This window comes from Bradyrhizobium niftali, from assembly GCF_004571025.1.
Lineage (GTDB): Bacteria > Pseudomonadota > Alphaproteobacteria > Rhizobiales > Xanthobacteraceae > Bradyrhizobium > Bradyrhizobium niftali.
The window spans coordinates 66,125-81,821 of sequence record NZ_SPQT01000024.1; the positions used below are offsets into that span (position 1 = coordinate 66,125).

At 66.0% G+C, this 15,697-nt stretch carries 17 protein-coding genes; 7 read left to right on the forward strand and 10 right to left on the reverse strand.

Annotated features, from left to right (window positions below):
• The first annotated feature begins 5 nt into the window (after positions 1 to 5).
• Positions 6 to 1,277, forward strand: coding sequence for a flavin monoamine oxidase family protein (locus E4K65_RS32895; protein WP_135177660.1), 1,272 nt, complete (start codon positions 6 to 8; stop codon positions 1,275 to 1,277).
• A 214-nt stretch (positions 1,278 to 1,491) separates the two neighbouring features.
• Here E4K65_RS32895 and E4K65_RS32900 read toward each other — a convergent pair whose 3' ends face one another.
• The 9 genes from E4K65_RS32900 to E4K65_RS32940 all read right to left on the reverse strand — a co-directional run bounded on the left by E4K65_RS32900 (position 1,492) and on the right by E4K65_RS32940 (position 8,539).
• The gene (locus E4K65_RS32900; RefSeq protein ID WP_167771339.1) at positions 1,492 to 1,812 is read right to left on the reverse strand and encodes a hypothetical protein; all 321 of its coding nucleotides are present in this window, start codon (positions 1,810 to 1,812) and stop codon (positions 1,492 to 1,494) included.
• A 164-nt stretch (positions 1,813 to 1,976) separates the two neighbouring features.
• Positions 1,977 to 2,546, reverse strand: a complete 570-nt coding sequence (locus E4K65_RS32905) for a cysteine hydrolase family protein (protein WP_135177662.1) — start codon at positions 2,544 to 2,546, stop codon at positions 1,977 to 1,979.
• Between the two features lie 193 nt (positions 2,547 to 2,739).
• Positions 2,740 to 3,087 carry a DUF3088 domain-containing protein gene (locus E4K65_RS32910; RefSeq protein WP_135177663.1) on the reverse strand — a complete coding sequence of 116 codons (348 nt, stop codon included), beginning with the start codon at positions 3,085 to 3,087 and terminating at the stop codon, positions 2,740 to 2,742.
• Between the two features lie 56 nt (positions 3,088 to 3,143).
• On the reverse strand, positions 3,144 to 3,722 hold the full coding sequence (locus E4K65_RS32915; RefSeq protein ID WP_135177664.1) for a hypothetical protein: 579 nt from the start codon (positions 3,720 to 3,722) through the stop codon (positions 3,144 to 3,146).
• Between the two features lie 202 nt (positions 3,723 to 3,924).
• Positions 3,925 to 4,668, reverse strand: coding sequence for a CoA transferase (locus E4K65_RS32920; protein WP_135177665.1), 744 nt, complete (start codon positions 4,666 to 4,668; stop codon positions 3,925 to 3,927).
• Positions 4,668 to 5,486 carry a CoA transferase subunit A gene (locus E4K65_RS32925; protein WP_135177666.1) on the reverse strand — a complete coding sequence of 273 codons (819 nt, stop codon included), beginning with the start codon at positions 5,484 to 5,486 and terminating at the stop codon, positions 4,668 to 4,670. The genes E4K65_RS32920 and E4K65_RS32925 overlap by 1 nt, the downstream gene beginning before the upstream one ends.
• A gap of 33 nt (positions 5,487 to 5,519) precedes the next feature.
• Positions 5,520 to 6,833, reverse strand: a complete 1,314-nt coding sequence (locus E4K65_RS32930; RefSeq protein ID WP_135177667.1) for a tetratricopeptide repeat protein — start codon at positions 6,831 to 6,833, stop codon at positions 5,520 to 5,522.
• A 15-nt stretch (positions 6,834 to 6,848) separates the two neighbouring features.
• Positions 6,849 to 7,859, reverse strand: a complete 1,011-nt coding sequence (locus E4K65_RS32935; protein ID WP_135177668.1) for an aldo/keto reductase — start codon at positions 7,857 to 7,859, stop codon at positions 6,849 to 6,851.
• Positions 7,860 to 8,113: 254 nt separating this feature from the next.
• A complete protein-coding gene (locus E4K65_RS32940) occupies positions 8,114 to 8,539 on the reverse strand; it encodes a PaaI family thioesterase (protein WP_135177669.1) in 426 nt (141 codons plus the stop codon).
• A gap of 68 nt (positions 8,540 to 8,607) precedes the next feature.
• Between E4K65_RS32940 and E4K65_RS32945 the strand changes: the two genes are divergently transcribed.
• Both E4K65_RS32945 and E4K65_RS32950 read left to right on the forward strand, forming a co-directional pair.
• Positions 8,608 to 9,237, forward strand: coding sequence for an NUDIX hydrolase (locus tag E4K65_RS32945; protein ID WP_135177670.1), 630 nt, complete (start codon positions 8,608 to 8,610; stop codon positions 9,235 to 9,237).
• Positions 9,238 to 9,292: 55 nt separating this feature from the next.
• The gene (locus tag E4K65_RS32950) at positions 9,293 to 10,507 is read left to right on the forward strand and encodes a hypothetical protein (RefSeq protein ID WP_135177671.1); all 1,215 of its coding nucleotides are present in this window, start codon (positions 9,293 to 9,295) and stop codon (positions 10,505 to 10,507) included.
• 173 nt (positions 10,508 to 10,680) lie between these two features.
• Here E4K65_RS32950 and E4K65_RS32955 read toward each other — a convergent pair whose 3' ends face one another.
• Complete coding sequence (locus tag E4K65_RS32955; RefSeq protein WP_135177672.1) at positions 10,681 to 10,983, reverse strand: hypothetical protein; 303 nt, start codon at positions 10,981 to 10,983, stop codon at positions 10,681 to 10,683.
• 196 nt (positions 10,984 to 11,179) lie between these two features.
• On the opposite strand from E4K65_RS32955, the gene E4K65_RS32960 reads away from it, so the two are divergent.
• The 4 genes from E4K65_RS32960 (at position 11,180) to E4K65_RS32975 (ending at position 15,626) form a co-directional block, all read left to right on the forward strand.
• Positions 11,180 to 11,659, forward strand: coding sequence for a hypothetical protein (locus E4K65_RS32960; protein ID WP_135177673.1), 480 nt, complete (start codon positions 11,180 to 11,182; stop codon positions 11,657 to 11,659).
• A gap of 370 nt (positions 11,660 to 12,029) precedes the next feature.
• On the forward strand, positions 12,030 to 12,977 hold the full coding sequence (locus E4K65_RS32965) for a TAXI family TRAP transporter solute-binding subunit (RefSeq protein WP_135177674.1): 948 nt from the start codon (positions 12,030 to 12,032) through the stop codon (positions 12,975 to 12,977).
• 157 nt (positions 12,978 to 13,134) lie between these two features.
• Positions 13,135 to 15,243, forward strand: coding sequence for a TRAP transporter permease (locus E4K65_RS32970; protein WP_135177675.1), 2,109 nt, complete (start codon positions 13,135 to 13,137; stop codon positions 15,241 to 15,243).
• Complete coding sequence (locus E4K65_RS32975) at positions 15,204 to 15,626, forward strand: DUF1850 domain-containing protein (protein WP_135177676.1); 423 nt, start codon at positions 15,204 to 15,206, stop codon at positions 15,624 to 15,626. Before E4K65_RS32970 ends, E4K65_RS32975 begins: the two co-directional genes overlap by 40 nt.
• The last annotated feature ends 71 nt before the right edge of the window (positions 15,627 to 15,697 follow it).

The following is a 15,697-nucleotide window of genomic DNA, read 5'->3' on the forward strand; positions in this document are numbered from 1 at the left end:
CCGGCATGTCGGACACATCCGAGCACATCGTCATCGTCGGCGCCGGCGCGGCTGGCCTGATGGCGGGGCGCGAGCTTGCGCGCGCCGGCAAGAGGGTGACGATCCTGGAGGCACGCGAACGCTGCGGCGGGCGCATCCATCCGCTGCCGGCGGCAGAGTTCGGCTACCCCGCCGATGGCGGCGCCGAATTCGTCCATGGCGAGGCACCGGTGACGCACGCCCTGCTGGGCGAGGCGGGGCTGTCCCTTCAGGAGATCGAAGGCACGCTATGGAGATTTGACGGCGCAGATTTTTCGCGCGAGGACCCTTACGATCCGCACGAGGCGGAGCTGCATGCCGTGCTCGGGGATTTGAAGGACGACCTCACCGTCGCCGATTTCCTGCGCCGTCATTTTGCCGGACCCGAGTATGATCACCTGCGCTATTCGATCGAGCGGATGGTCGAGGGCTACGATGCCGCCGATCCCGAGCGCGCCTCCACGCTGGCGCTGCGCGAGGAATGGATGGACGGCGGGCTCCACAGGCAGGCGCGCATCAATGGCGGCTATGGCGCGCTGATCGATTTTCTCGCAGCCGAGTGCCGCCGGCATGGCGTGACGATCCGCCTTGGCTGCGTGGTGTCGGCGATCGAGGAGGAGGGCGGTGCGGTGGTCGTTCGCGGTGCCGGCGGCGACGTGCATCGCTGCGATCGCGTGATCCTCACCGTGCCGCTGCCACTGCTGCGCGAGATCGCGCTTCCGGCGAGCGTGCGCGCGAAGGCGGCGGCTGCCGACGACATCGGCTTCGGCAACGTCGTCAAGATCCTGCTGCGGTTTGCGCGGCCATGGTGGCGCGAGCGCGGGCCGGATCTTGCGGATATGACCTTCCTGCTGTCGGACCAGACCATCCCGGTGTGGTGGACGCGCTATCCGGAGCAGCATCCCGTGCTCACGGGCTGGTTCGGCGGCCCGCGGACGGCGGAGCTGCAAGGCCTCGATCCGCAAGCGTTGATCGAGGCCGGCCTCGGTTCGCTCGCCGCCATCTTCGGCCTGTCGCGCGACAAGGTCGCGCGCGACCTCGTCGCGGCTGCGGCGATTAATTGGGGGCACGATCGCTTCGCCCGCGGCGCCTATTCCTGGGCCACGCCGCGGACGCGCGCGGCGCAAACGATGCTCGCGCGCGCCGACGGAGCAGTGCTGTTCTCCGGCGAAGCGCTCTATCGCGGCCGCGACATGGGCACGGTCGAGGCGGCGCTGGCGAGCGGTCTGGAGACGGCGGGGACGATCTTGCGGGGGTAGGCGCGCGGCCTTCGCAAAGAATCTCGGCGGCCAGCGTCCCTGCGGCCATCCTTCGAGACGCCCGCTGTGGGCGGGCTCTTCAGGATGAGGTCTTGCTTCGCGGTGAAATCCTGAACCCTCATGGTGAGGAGCGCCGCCTTACGGCGCGTCTCGAACCATGGTGGCCGAGCTATCTCTGCAACAAAAAGGCCCGCATCTCTGCGGGCCTTTTGCTTTACCAGCGGCTGCCGCCGAAGCCGAAGGTCACGCCCGGACCGCCGCCGCCGTAATATCCGTACGGTCCGCCGCCGTAATAACCGTGGTGCCGCGGGTAATAGCCGTAGCTGCGATAGTGCGGGCGATAATAGCCGTGGTGGTGATGGCGCCAGTGATGATGGCGATAGCCATGATGGTGGTGCCTGTGCTGCGCGCTGATGTCGGTCGGCGGGCCTCCCCGCGCGCTCTGCGTCGCGCTTGTGGTGTTGGCCGCGTTCGCCGCCGATCCGCCGGCAAGCGCCGCAGCACCGACCGCCATCGCGACAATGAGATACTTCATGTCATCACTCCAGTTGAATGTCGTGTGACAACACATGGGCGCTGGCTGCGTTCCGGCCAGTGCGGGCGTCGAAACGACGCAGCGCGAGGCGTCCGATTCAGCGCGGATGATTGCGTGTCGTGAGATTTATTGTCGCATCACCGGCGTTCGTCGAACTGCTGCCATTACTTCGCCGCGAATGATGCGACCACCTCATTCGTGGTGACGATGCGTGCGAACTCGCCGTTGAGATTCGACAGCGTCATCGCATGGATCTCCTCGGCGGAATGCGCATCGCCATCGGGGCCGATCCGGTCGAAGGTCCAGGTCGCATCGCGCACCAGCCGCGTGTCGAAACCGAGATTGCCGGCCATCCGCGTCGTCGTCTCCACGCAATGGTTGGTGGTGGCGCCGCAGATGACGAGGGTGGTGATGCCGCTTGCGCGCAGGCGCGTCTCGAGGTCCGTGCCGATGAAGGCGCTGTTGACGCGCTTGACGATCACGGGCTCGCCGTCCTGTTCGCGTGCCTCGTCCTTGACGGCGTAGCCGGAACGCGATGGCAGAAACGACGAATTCGGTTTCATGCCCTCGTGGCGGATATGAAAGACCGGAGCACCGCTCGTCCTGAACGCCTTCAGGAGAGCGGCAATTTGCGCCACCGCATCCGGATTGTTGCGGCGCTTGCCCGCCGCCTCCCATTCGTCGAACGCGCGCTGGACGTCGACGACGATGAGCGCGGGGAGGGGGTGCAGCATGATCGGACCTTTCGGACGGCTTGTCGGGCCGAATATGCGAGCGATCAGGGAAGCGCAATGCCAATCTTCCCTCGTTTCGCGACGTCATTGCAGGTCCGTAGCCCGGATGGAGCGGAGCGTAATCCGGGGACGTGATATCCTGATTGAGACTTTCCCGCATATCGCTTCGCTCATGCGGGCTGCGAACCTCGTCCTACGGATGCGGATCGGGAAAGCCGTGGCGTTCGGACAGCGCGGCGAGGATTGCGTCCTTGTCGGCGATGAAGGCGCGGCCGCGATGGCTGCCGGTCTGGTGCCGCGATGTCGCGCCGTCTGCCAGCACGAGCAGCGGCAGCGACTGGTTCTCCGCGCCGACCAGCGCGATCACGGCCTGCCGCGGCTGCGGCCACGCGATGCGCTCGACGTCGAGCTTGTCGGCAAGCTGTGGAAACGAGGCGAGCACGCCCTCCATCAGCGCGCAATGCCAGCAATAGAAGCGCCGGCCCGGATAGGCCGGGTCCTCGAAACCCGGGCGCAGCAGAAACAGCAGGTCACGCGTCATGGATCGCTCCGAAGCATGGTTGCGATCATACACGCTGACGACGGCGGAGGATGCCGTTACTTGAACGGATCCTGAATCGACGGCGCCGACTGCCTGATGCGACGCACGCTCACCGGCGTGCCGTCGGAGACGAACAGGAGTTCGTACTTCCGGCCCTCGCTGTCGGTTGCGGAGCAGGTGACATCAGTCACCTTCCGGGCGGCGAAATTGCCGGTCTGGCGGCAGATTCCGGTGGAGGTCTGCTCCGCCGGCACCGGCAGGCCGTCGACCTTGGGCCGGTCCTTGGAATTGAGCAGCATGCGGTCGATCGGCAGCTCATAGGAATTGTCGTCGGCCCGCTTGCCGTTCTCGCCGGAGAACGACACGACGTGGTTCGCATCAGTGGGGTCGTCGACGGCGACGGCGAAATTGACCCGGCCCGTGTCGCCATGGGCGTAGGCCACCGTCTTGCAGGCAAGGGTACGTCCCGCGACCTTGAGCGTCTTGCAGTGGCCGGACATCAGCGCCAGCAGATCGATGAAGGCGCTCTGCTGCAGCGGCGGATTGTTGACGGGAATCGGCCTGGAAGAGTCGGCAAAACAAGGGCTTGCGAGGGCAACGAAGGCTGCTGCGAGGGCCGGTCGGCAGAGGCGCATCGTAGGGCTCATATGCCAGGGGACCGCGGAAAAGTTCCGTTCAATAACCATCGAACCGCAAATTGGTTGCGATCCCGTTTGTGTCGCCAAACCCGACTGGAATACCACCGCGCCACCCATCGGCGATTCGTCCAATCGCCCAACCCGTCCCGGCAGGCACTTGCCGCCAGGCCGGTGTTTTTTTCGTGGCAGAGCCGAGGGGTCACGCCGCCTGCTTCATCGTCCTTGCAAAGGCCGGGTAAGTCTCGGCGAGTTCGTCGAAAATCCGGCCGCGCAGCAATGCCAGGGTTGCGGTGTCGGGCCGCGCGGTTTCCCGCACGACCTCCGGCTCTTCGTAGGTGAAGCCGGTATTTTCCCTGATGTCGGCCGGCGTGAAGGGCGGGTGCACCGAGCGTAGGGCAAAGCCGCCTGCCTCGCGGTCGAAGTCGAACAGCGCCATGTTGGTCAGGAGCGCGTATGGCCCGCCGCGGCGAGCGACCCCCGGTGTGATCGCCCGGGCGCTGACGAAATCGACCTTCGGCACGAACACGCGCGGGGTGTGCTCCTCGCGAAACAGGATCACGCGCGGAATGAGATGATAGAGATAGGCCGAGCCGAACGAACCGGGCCAGCGCACGCTGTTGGTGGGATAATCGCCGGTGCCGACCAGATTGATGTTGCCCGCGCCGTCGATCTGGCCACCGCCGAGGAAGAAGGCGTCGACCCTTCCTTGCGCGGCGCAGTCGAACAACTCGATGCCGCCATTGGTGAAGAAATTATGCGCCTGCGATCCCAGGATCGAGATGCGCACCTGCGGCTTGCCACAGAGTTCGTTGCGTGCGCGCAGCAGCATCGCACCGGCCGCGGGGATCGGCGACGATGCGCCGACCGCGACGTGACGGATGCCGTCGAGCAGGTCGGCGATGGTGGCGATCAGGATTTCGCGCCGTTCGCGTTCCGATGACATCAGGCCACCTGCTTGCGATGCGTCAGGAAGCCGGAGAGATAGGCGCGAAAGCCGTCTTCGCTGCGCGCCATCGCCGCGTAGCGCGCGATCTCGGCTTCGTCCGCCGGATATTCGTCCCACAGGGCCAGCGGCCAGGCGCCGCGCGTGGCGACCGCGATGGTGTCGACATAGAGCGAGGGCAGCACGCCGGCGGCGGAGTCTTCCGTCTCCAGCAGATTGCGATCGACGATGCGCTCGACGGTGACCAGCGTGCGTTTTGCGGCATAGGCGAGGCCGGCGAGCTCGCGGTGGCGGCCGATCCGGACATTGCCGGCGCGGTCGGCCTCGGGCGCGTGAAACAGCGCGACATCGGGTGAGATCGCAGGCACCACGACCACCTTGCGCGCTTCGCCGACGGGACTGTCGATCACCTGCCAGTCCGGCCGCACCTCGAGCAGGTCGCTGCCGATGATGCCGGCGATCGGCATGAACGGCACGCCCTTTTGCGCCGCGAGGAGGCCGGCGTAGATCGCGGGGCAGGTGGAGTCGCGTAACGCAAACGCGCCGCTCTTGACGCCTGCGGTGAAGCGCGGCGCGGCGCCGGCTTCACCGAGCGACACCGCGCTGGTCTCGAGCGAGGCGACGGCGCCGGCCCCGATCAGGAGATCGGCCTGGAGGCCCGAGATCGGCACGCAGATCAGCTTGAGATCGCGGACGCCGGATTCGAGCAGCGCCGCGGTCGCGGCCATCGCGACGCCGGCGCCGTCGACGGGAACTGCCAGCGATTGCCCCGACGTGACGCGGGCGACTAGCGCCTCCAGCGCAACGATCTCGGTCATGGGCGCCCTCCGCTTTGTTTTTCTTATCCTGCCTCAAGCCAACGCCGCCTGCCAGCGCGTATCGCGCAGGGAGGGGCGGCGATGCAGGCGGGCGTCGAGCATGCTGCGGGCGCGCGGCAGCTCGCCGCCGCGCATGAGGGCGACGATGAACGTGTCCTCGATCAGCTCGCGCTGCGCGTGGCTGCCGCCGATGCGGACGACGTCGGCGAGCACGGGCGCGAGCGTCCGCACGCAGGCCGCATAGTCCTCGTCCGCAAATGCCGCCAGCGCGCGGCAGATCGCCGGCACCACGGGGCCGGCCGGCAGCTTGTCCTCGGCGACGCGCTGCTCGATCACGGCAAGGCGCGTGGCGAGCGCGTCGCGGTTTTGCGTTGCAGCGGCGAACAGCGCCATGTGGACGTCGGCGAACGGCAGGCTCGATTTCGGAAACAGCTTTTGCGCGGCGGCGTCGCCATCAAGCCAGAGTGCCTTCGGCACGGCGTGACCGTAAGAGGACAGGCGCCAGAGCAGCGAGGCGCCGTCGGTGATGACGTTGAGCGGCGGCGCCTGCGTGGCGGAGGGCTGGAGCACGTCGGCATAGATCGCGAGTGCGCGCGGCGCATCGCCATGCTCCAGCGCGCCGAGCGCCTGATGCCAGCGGATGTGGCCGTGCAGGAGTCCGGCGCGGTCGTAGGTCGGAATCCATTCGTCGACGAGACGGTCGGCCGCCTCGATCGAGCCGTCCTCGAACATCGCATGCAGCACGGCATGCGCGGCATGGGCATTCTGCCGGCGCAGGGCGAAGCCGCGCTCGGTGATGCCGCGGCCGCGGGCGACGTCGCCGTTCTCGGTCATCGCCCAGCCGGACATGGTGAGGAACCACCAGTCCTCGCCATAATGGCGCGCGACGCGTTCGCACAGCTCATGCCGCGCGCGGTCGTGATCGGCCATGCCGGAGAAGGCGAACAGGCCGAACGCGCCGAGCGGCAGCGACAGCACCACGGCATCGCGCGGCCATGCCTCGACATGTTTCAGCGTCGCCGCAATCGCCTCGGGCAGGCGTCCCTCGATCGCGAGCGCCAGGGTCTCGACATGCGAGCGCTCACGCTCCGTGCCGCGCTTTGCAACGAGCTCACGCGCGCGTGCCGCCTTCTGCCGCGCGAGGTCGCCCTGCTGGTAGAAGGCATGCACGCGGGCGCGGGCGATATGGGGAAGCGCAAAGTCCGGATCGGCGGCGATGGCGCGCTCCAGCGTCTCCGCCGTGCCGGTCCAGCCCGCCAGCATGAGGTCGACGCCTTCGCGATAGGCGGATGCCGCGGCATCGGATGCAGTGGAAAGCGGAAGGCCGTAGCGGTCCTCATGCGCCATCGTCGTCTCCGGAGTTCAAGCCGTTCGCGCGCGGCGGCCTTCGATCGGATAGGCCGGGTCGTTGTAGCCCGGCGTCGAGGGATGGCCCGGCGTCACCAGGCGGTCGATCAGGGCTTCGTCCTCGCTGGTGAAGTGATAGTCGAGTGCGCTGATGTAGCCGTCCCACTGCTCCTCGGTGCGCGGGCCCGCGACAATCGAGGAGACGAAAGCGGAGTTCAGCACCCAGGCGACCGCGAACTGGCCGGCGGTGATGCCTTTCTTTTCGGCGTGGCTCTTGATCTCCTGCGCGAGCTGGAGCGACTCCGGCCGCCATTCCGTCTGCATCATGCGGGTGTCGTTGCGGCCCGCACGCGTCTCCTTGTCCGGGGCAGCATCGGGCCTGTACTTGCCGGTCAGCACGCCGCGCGCCAAGGGGCTGTAGGGCACGATGCCGAGGCCGTAATAGGAGCAGGCCGGAAAGTGTTCGACCTCGGGCATGCGGTTCATCGCGTTGTAATAGGGCTGGCTCACTGCGGGCCGGTCGATGCCGAGCCGGTCGCAGATGTTGCAGATCTCGGCGACGCGCCAGGCGCGGTAGTTCGAGACGCCGAAATAGCGCACCTTGCCTGATCGGATCAGATCGCCCATCGCGCGCACTGTCTCCTCCAGCGGTGTCGCGTGATCCTCCTTGTGCAGATAGTAGATGTCGATGTGGTCGGTGCCGAGCCGTGCCAGGCTTTCGTCCGCGGCCTGCAGCACCCAGCGCCGCGACAGCCCGCCGCGATTGGGATCGCTGCCCATGGGGTTGGCGAGCTTGGTCGCCAGCACCCAGGCATGGCGGTTGTTGCCGATCGCGCGGCCCACCACCTCTTCGGATCCGCCCTTCGAATAGGCGTCCGCGGTGTCGATGAAATTGATCCCGGCCTCGTGGGCTTTCGCGATGATCCGCTTTGATGCGGCCTCATCGGTCGGTCCGCCGAACATCATGGTGCCCAGACAGATCGGCGAGACTTTCAGGCCAGTGCGGCCGAGCTGGCGGTATTGCATGGGCTGCTTCCTCAACGCTGTCGAAGCCGGCAGCATAGCCATCCCGCGCCGTCATTGCGAGCGCAGCGAAGCAATCCAGAAATGCGTCCGCGGAACGCGTCGGGATTGCTTCCGCCTTCGCTAAAGCTTCGGCGGACAAGTCGCTGCGCTCGCAATGACGAGGTTTCTTGAGCCGCCACTGCCTCCACATCGTCGTCCCGGCGAAGGCCGGGACGCCACGGGAGTTTTGTGGCGGCCGCAGTGGCAACCTAACGCTACGCCGGCCCCTTCAAGATCTTGAACACGCCGTTCGCCATTACGATGCAGCGGCCCTCGACGGTGACTTCGGTGCTCATGAAGATGAGGCTGCGCGTCGAGCGCACCACGCGCGGCCGGGAGATCAGGATGTCGCCGATCTGGCCGGCCTCGACGAAATGGGTGTCGAGCTGCACCGTCGCCATGAACTCCCTGCTGGAGACATAGCGGGCGGTCATGCCGCAGGTGCGGTCGGCAAACGTCATCATCACGCCGCCCTGGACCATGCCGCGGCGGTTGTGGTGCTTGTCCTCGGTGGCGAGTGCGAATTCGTAGTGGCCGTCGACCTTGCGCTCCCACAAGGGGCCGATCAGATGCATGAAGCCCGTGGTCTCGAGGATGGTCCAGCCCTCCGATTTCAGCCTCGCGGCGGCCTTGTTGGTCATCTCGTCGTCCGTTCCTCTGCGGGCCTTGCGATCTCATTTCATCGGGGGCGGACGTGGTGTAGTCAAGCATGATGAGATCGTTCGACGATGCCACACGGCGGAATATCGCGGCCGCCTGCGCGGCCTTCACGCGGCTGCCGGAAGACGGCGCGGCGCCGGCGCTGAAGCGCGCCGCGGTGGCGGTCGCGCTGACCGCTGCGGGCGAGGGGGATGACACCGCGTTCCTGCTCACGCTGCGCGCATCGCACCTGCGCGCCCATCGCGGCCAATGGGCCCTGCCGGGTGGACGCTGCGATGCCGGCGAGACGCCGGTCGAGGCGGCGCTGCGCGAGCTCGACGAAGAGCTCGGCCTTCGCCTCACCAGCGCGGAGGTGCTCGGCACGCTCGACGACTATCCGACCCGCTCCGGCTATCTGATCACGCCAGTCGTGGTCTGGGCCACGGACGACGCCGCGATCCGTCCGAACCCGGACGAGGTCGCCTCCGTGCATCGCATCGCGCTCGCCACGATCGAGCGCGACGACGCCTTCGACTTCGTCGCGATCCCCGAGAGCGCGCGCCGCGTCATCCGCTTCCATCATCAGGCGAGCCTGATCCACGCGCCGACGGCGGCGCTGATCTACCAGTTCCGCGAGGTGCTGGCGCGGCGGCAGACCCGCGTGACCGAGCTGGAACAGCCGGTGTTCGCCTGGAAGTGACGATGGTAAACGGCGCGTTAACGTGACGGTTACCGGATGCCTGTTAAGAGGCGGCATGCATCATTCGATTCGAAACAGCCTTGCGCTGGTTCCATTCGCGCTCGTCCTGCTCGCGCCTGCCGCGCGTGGCGGCGCGTCCGACGCGCTGCCGCCCGCCGTCCGCGATGCCAAAGCCCAGCTCCTGTCGCAGTTTTTTGCGCAAGGCGGGGCATCGCCCGCCGTACTCGAATATCGCCGCAAGCTGCAGGAGTATCAGGCCGCGCGCGCGGCCTTCGACGAGGAAGCCGGCGCCTATTGGAGCCAGATCTCCGAGAAGCGGAAGACACGTAATGCCAAGCGGCGCAGCGGGCAGCAGATCACACTCGACGATTACGTGCTGGAGCACCCGCCGCTCTATAACGGGCCGAAGCGGCCGGTGAATCCGGAGCCGGAGGAAACGCCGGAGCGCCCGACCAAAAAGCCGATACCGGTCGTCGCCGATTTGCTGCGCGCGGCGCAGGAGCTCTACCAGTTCACGCCGCAGCGTCCGTCCAGCGAGGTCGAGTTCAAGCGCGCCTATGCGCGCTATGCGCTCGCCTCGGGCCTGACGCGCGAGCAGGCCGTCCGGGTCTATTCGTTCGAGACCGGCGGCACTGGCAGTTATGACGTGCAGGCCGGCATCGAGCATGGCGGCAAGCGCGCGATCTCGACCGCGATGGGCTACAACCAGCTCCTCACCACCAACAGCGTCGAGCTGCTGGCCGAGCAGGGCCATGAATTCATTCGCGTGCTCTCCGACAAGGTGGCGCGGACCTCGGGGCCGGCGCGCCAGTCGCTCGAGCACAAGCTCGTCGTGCTGAAGAAAATGGTGGCGCATGCCAAGGCGGTGCCGGACACCTGGTCGGAGCACGAGAAGATCGGCAACACCGCGCAGGGCTGGGCGATGCATGCCATGGTGCTCGACATCGACGTCGGGCCGATGCTCCAGACCCACAAGCTGCTGACCTCGGTACTGTTCGCGCGCGCCAAGGGCTACGCCCGTCCGCTCAGCGCGGCCGAGCTCGAGATGATGAACCTCACCGGCGACGGCACCGGGCTCGACATGGTGACGATGCCGCAGACGATGCGCGAGCAGGTGCCGACCTCGAATTTCTTCCAGCGCGGCGGCTACGAGCGCAACCCGGTCGCGATCCGCCACAACACGGTGGCGAAGCTGCTCGCGGTGACGGATACGCGGATGGACAGCAACAGCAACAATGCCGGCGCGCGGGAATTGGCGGGGGCGTTTTAGATATTCGGTGTCGTCCCGGACAAGCGCGCCGAAAGCGCGCGCAGATCCGGGACCCATAACCACAGCGCCAGATTTGGCGAAGACTCGTGGTTACCGGCTGCGCGCCGCAACTGCTCCCTGGGGTTATGGGTCCCGGGTTCGCGCTTCACGCGCCCCGGGACGACAAAAAGGGATTATTGATCCGGCCCGAACTTGAACTTGCCGTCGCCTTCCAGATACGGGCCGCTGCGCATGTAGAGCTGGCCGTTGTGGCCGATGAAGAACAGCGTGCCCTTCGGCACCTTCTTGGCGCCCTTCAGCAGCTCGCCGGCATTGCTGGTGCCCATCTTGTAGGAATAGGTCTTGCCGTCCTTGTCATAGGCGTAGCCCATGTCGGGATTGAGCTCCCAGGGCGTCGCCGGGGCTTGCGCCAATGCGGGTGCTGCGAATGCCGCGAGCGCGGCTGCGATTGCAAATGCCTTCGTTGAAAATGCCATGATCCCATCCTCCCCATCGTCGGGGCACCCGGCTTGAACAAATCACGAACGGTATTTTCGGGTCAATTCGCAAAACGCCGCAGCGCATCACGTCTTGTCCAGCAGTTTGTGATTTTCCCTTCGTCCCCTCGCGACTATGTTCCGCTTTCCGTCTAGAACGCAATCCGACAAAAATATTGGTAGGGGGATGATTCGGATGAACCATGTCATGAAAGCCTGCTCGGCGGCTGCGCTGTTGGTGACCGCGCTGGCGCCGGCCGCCCGGGCCGATGATTACCAGCTCAGCCACAACCAGCGGATTTCTTGCAGCCGCGGCCTTGCCCCGGGCAAGCTGAACACGGCGACCTGCAAATCCTACACCTATCTCTTCAACACCAGGACCTCGGAATATTTCCGCTGCCAGGTCTCGCTGGCGCTGACCCGGGACAACAAGGAAGTCATCAACGTCCAGACCGACGGCGGTTGCACCAAGAAGCCGCGCATCTTCGAGACCGACGGCCATTACGACTTCGACGCCACCGAGACCGAGCCGCCGAACACCAATTCGTTCTTCGGTCCCGGCGGCTACTCGATCTGGGCGGCCGACGTCACCGCGCAGAAGGTGCGCGGCTGCATCACCATCTCCTCCGGCCTCGGCTCCGACATCTCCAAGTGCCTGGACATGACGTTCCAGTGACGGCTGGCCAGTGACGGTGCGCTCCCTCTTCCGCTTGCGGGGGAGCTATCGCAATGAGCTTGGCGGAGCCTGAGCGAGCGCCTCGTCCTTCGAGACGACCGCTCCGCGGTCTCCTCAGGATGAGGCTGAGCGGCAGCTTTGCCTGCCGAAATTGTCGCCACGCACCCCGTCCTCATCCTGAGGGCTCGCCGCAGGCGGGCGTCTCGAAGGATGTGCTGCGGGCGGCTGCGCCACCTCGCCGCACCCGCCGGGTTCCCCAAAAGCTGAGCCGGAACGGCCATTTGCCGCAGTCCTGTTTTGCCTATTGGATGGGTTGACCCGCTCCCCTCATCCGGCCAATTTCCCCGCCGGTTTGGGGAGTACAGAAATCATGAAACGGACGATTTTCGGCGTGGCCGCGGCTCTTGCTCTGGCGGCGTCGGCGCCTTGCGCGCATGCGCAATCCTTCATCAACGTGCTGACCGGAGGCACCTCCGGCGTCTACTATCCACTCGGGGTCGCGATCGGGAAGATCTACGGCGACAAGATTCCGAACGTGAAGACGCAGGTACAGGCCACCAAGGCGTCGGTCGAGAATCTGATCCTGCTCCAGCAGGGCCGCGGCGAGCTGGCGTTCACGCTGGGCGACTCGCTCAAGGCCGCCTGGGACGGCGACGAGGAAGCAGGCTTCAAGTCCAAGCTCGACAAGCTCAGGACCATCGGCGCGATCTATCCGAACTACATCCAGATCGTCGCGACCACCGAGAGCGGCATCAAGACGCTGGCCGACCTCAAGGGCAAGAGCCTGTCGGTCGGCGCGCCCAAGTCAGGCACCGAGCTGAACTCGCGCGCGATCCTCAGCGCCGCCGGCATGAGCTACAAGGACCTCGGCAAGGTGGAGTATCTGCCGTTCGCCGAATCCGTCGATCTCATGAAGAACCGCCAGCTGGGTGCGACGCTGCAATCGGCCGGGCTCGGTGTTGCCTCGCTGAAGGATCTCTCGACCTCGAGCCCGATCACGGTGGTGTCGGTGCCGAAGGAGACCGTCGACAAGATCGGCCCGCCCTTCATCGCGGCGACCATCCCGGCCAACACCTATACCGGCCAGGACAAGGACGTGCCGACCGCGGCCGTGGTCAACTATCTCGTGACGAGCTCGGCAGTGTCGGACGATCTCGCCTACCAGATGACCAAGCTTGTCTACGAGTCGCTGCCGGAATTGCAGAATGCCCACGCGGCCGGCAAGGAGATCAAGCTCGAGACGGCCGCCACCGGCAGCCCGGTTCCGCTGCACCCCGGCGCGATCCGCTATTACAAGGAAAAGGGGCTGATCAAGTAATCAGCTTTCGTTATCGGACGTCATGGCCGGGCTTGTCCCGGCCATCCACGTTCTAAGGCTAGGCGAGAAAGTCCGTGGATGCCCGGGACAAGCCCGGGCATGACGGTCTGGAGACGCTGTGCAATGTTATAAGCGTTGGACGGTTGGGGACATATCGATGTTGCAGGCAGAGGGCTCCGAGGCGCCCATCAAGGTCGAGTTCGACAATTTCGAGCATGGTTTCCCGGAGGGCTTCGGCCCGGGCTGGTGGGGCCGTCTCGCCTACTGGATCGGCATCGCCTTTGCGACTTTCCAGCTCTATGTCGCCGCCTTCAACTATCTGCCGAGCCAGGTGGTGCGTGGCGTCCATGTCGGCTTCCTCGTTCTCCTCACCTTCGGCCTGATCGCGAACTTCACCGCGAAGAGCGACTTCGGCCGCGCGCTCGGCTGGGTGATCGGCGGCGCCGGCTTCTTCTGCGGGCTCTATCAATGGATCTTCTATGCCGATCTGATCGCGCGCGATGGCGATCCGACCAGGCTCGATCTCGCGGTCGGTACGCTGCTCGCAGTGCTGATCTTCGAGGGCACGCGGCGGCTGATGGGCGCGGCGCTGCCGCTGATGTGCGGCGCGTGCCTGCTCTACTGGTTCTTCGGCCAATATCTGCCGTCGCCGCTCAATCATCGCGGCTATGATTTCGACCAGATCGTCACGCATCTGTCGTTCGGCACCGAAGGCTTTTATGGCGTGCCGATCTACGTCTCGGCGACCTACATTTTCCTGTTCATCCTGTTCGGCTCGTTCCTGGAGCGCGCCGGCATGATCCAGCTCTTCACCGACGTTTCTCTTGGGTTATTCGGCAGGACCCGCGGCGGACCTGCCAAGGTCGCGGTGTTCGCCTCGGGCATGATGGGCACGATCTCGGGCTCGGGCGTTGCCAACGTCGTCACCGTCGGCCAGTTCACGATTCCCTTGATGATCAAGTTCGGCTATCGCCGCGCCTTTGCGGCCGGTGTCGAGGCCACGGCGTCGATGGGCGGCCAGATCATGCCGCCGGTGATGGGCGCGGTCGCCTTCATCATGGCGGAGACGCTCGGCGTCCAGTACTCGGAAATCGTGAAGGCGGCGGCGATCCCCGCCATCCTCTACTTCGCATCCGCCTTCTGGATGGTGCATCTGGAAGCCGGCAAGCACGGCCTTGTCGGCATGAAGCGCTCGGAGATCCCGAGTGCCTGGAGGGCGCTGGTGACGCGCTGGTACCTCGTGCTGCCGCTCGCCGCCCTGGTCTACATGCTGTTCGAAGGCTTTACGCCGCTCTATGCCGGCAGCATGGGCCTCGCGCTGACGGTGACGTTGATCCTGGGCGCCAGTATCACGGCCGGTGCGTCCTCGATGGTGATCCGCACCATCTTCTGGGTCGGGCTCGCGCTCGTCGTTGCCGCATTGTCGCGTGACGGCCTTCAGATCGTGCCGGTCGCGAGCGTCGTCGCCGGGCTGATTGTGATCACCGCTTTCATCCGTGGCGGCTTCAAGGCCTTGCGCGAATGCCGCGACGCGCTGGCCGAGAGCGCCAAGTCCGCCATCACCGTCGGCATGGCGTGCGCCATCGTCGGCGTCATCATCGGCATGATGTCGCAGACCGGTGTTGGCACCATCTTCGGCGGCTGGGTGATCGGGCTCGGCGAGAAGAGCCTGTTCCTGGCGCTGATCATGACCATGCTGCTGTCGATCCTGCTCGGCACCGGCATTCCGACCATCCCGACCTACATCATCACCGCCGCGCTCGCAGCGCCCGCGCTGGCGAAACTCGGCGTGCCCCTGATCGCGAGCCACATGTTCGCGTTCTACTACGGCATCATGGCCGACCTCTCGCCGCCGGTGGCGCTCGCAGCGCTCGCGGCCGCGCCGATCGCGAAGGAGAATCCGGACAAGATCGGCTGGGAGGCGATGCGCATCGCGCTCGCCGGCTATGTCATCCCCTTCATCTTCGTCTATTCGCCGGCCTTGATGCTGCAAGCCGGCGATCCCATGGCGGCCAAGCTCGGCTTCTACGGTGCGGTGGCGCTGGCGACCTTCAAGGCACTGGTGGCGATCGGCCTGTTCGGCATGGTGGCGATCGGCTTCCTGTTCGCGCGGCTGACGCTGCTCGAGCGCGTGGTCGCGCTCGGCGCTGCGCTCTGCCTGCTCGGCGACTTCCCGTTCAGCGACACCACGGGCTTCGTGCTCTCTGCCGCGCTGGTGCTGTGGCAGTGGCGGCAGCGCCCGCCGGCCGCGGTCGAGGCAGTGTGAGCCTCTGCTTCGCAACAGCGTCGGGCGTGAAGGCGCTGGCGCTGTCCGCCTTCACGCTGGTGTGGACGCATTCGATCGAAAAGGTCGACTGGCAGGAAGACTGGCGCGTCACGCCTGGTGGTCTCGAACTGGTGCAGGCGAGGGTCAAGGGCACCGGCGCCGGCATGGAGCCGCCGCCCGAGGCGCGGCTCGTCGATGGCTGGTTTCAATGGCAGCCGAAGCGTGCGCCGATGCGGGAGGTCGTGCTCGGCAATTCCGGCGCGGCCGGGGAATGGCGACTCTGCCATGAGGGCGTGTGCCGGACGTTGTCGGAGATTGTCGGGCATCCCATAGGTGCTAACGTTACAAAAATGAGCGTCTGCAACGATCCGTACCCCGGATGAGCGCAGCGATATCCGGGAACGCCGGTCCCGGATTGCGCTTCGCTCCATCCGGGTTACAAGAACAACAACAC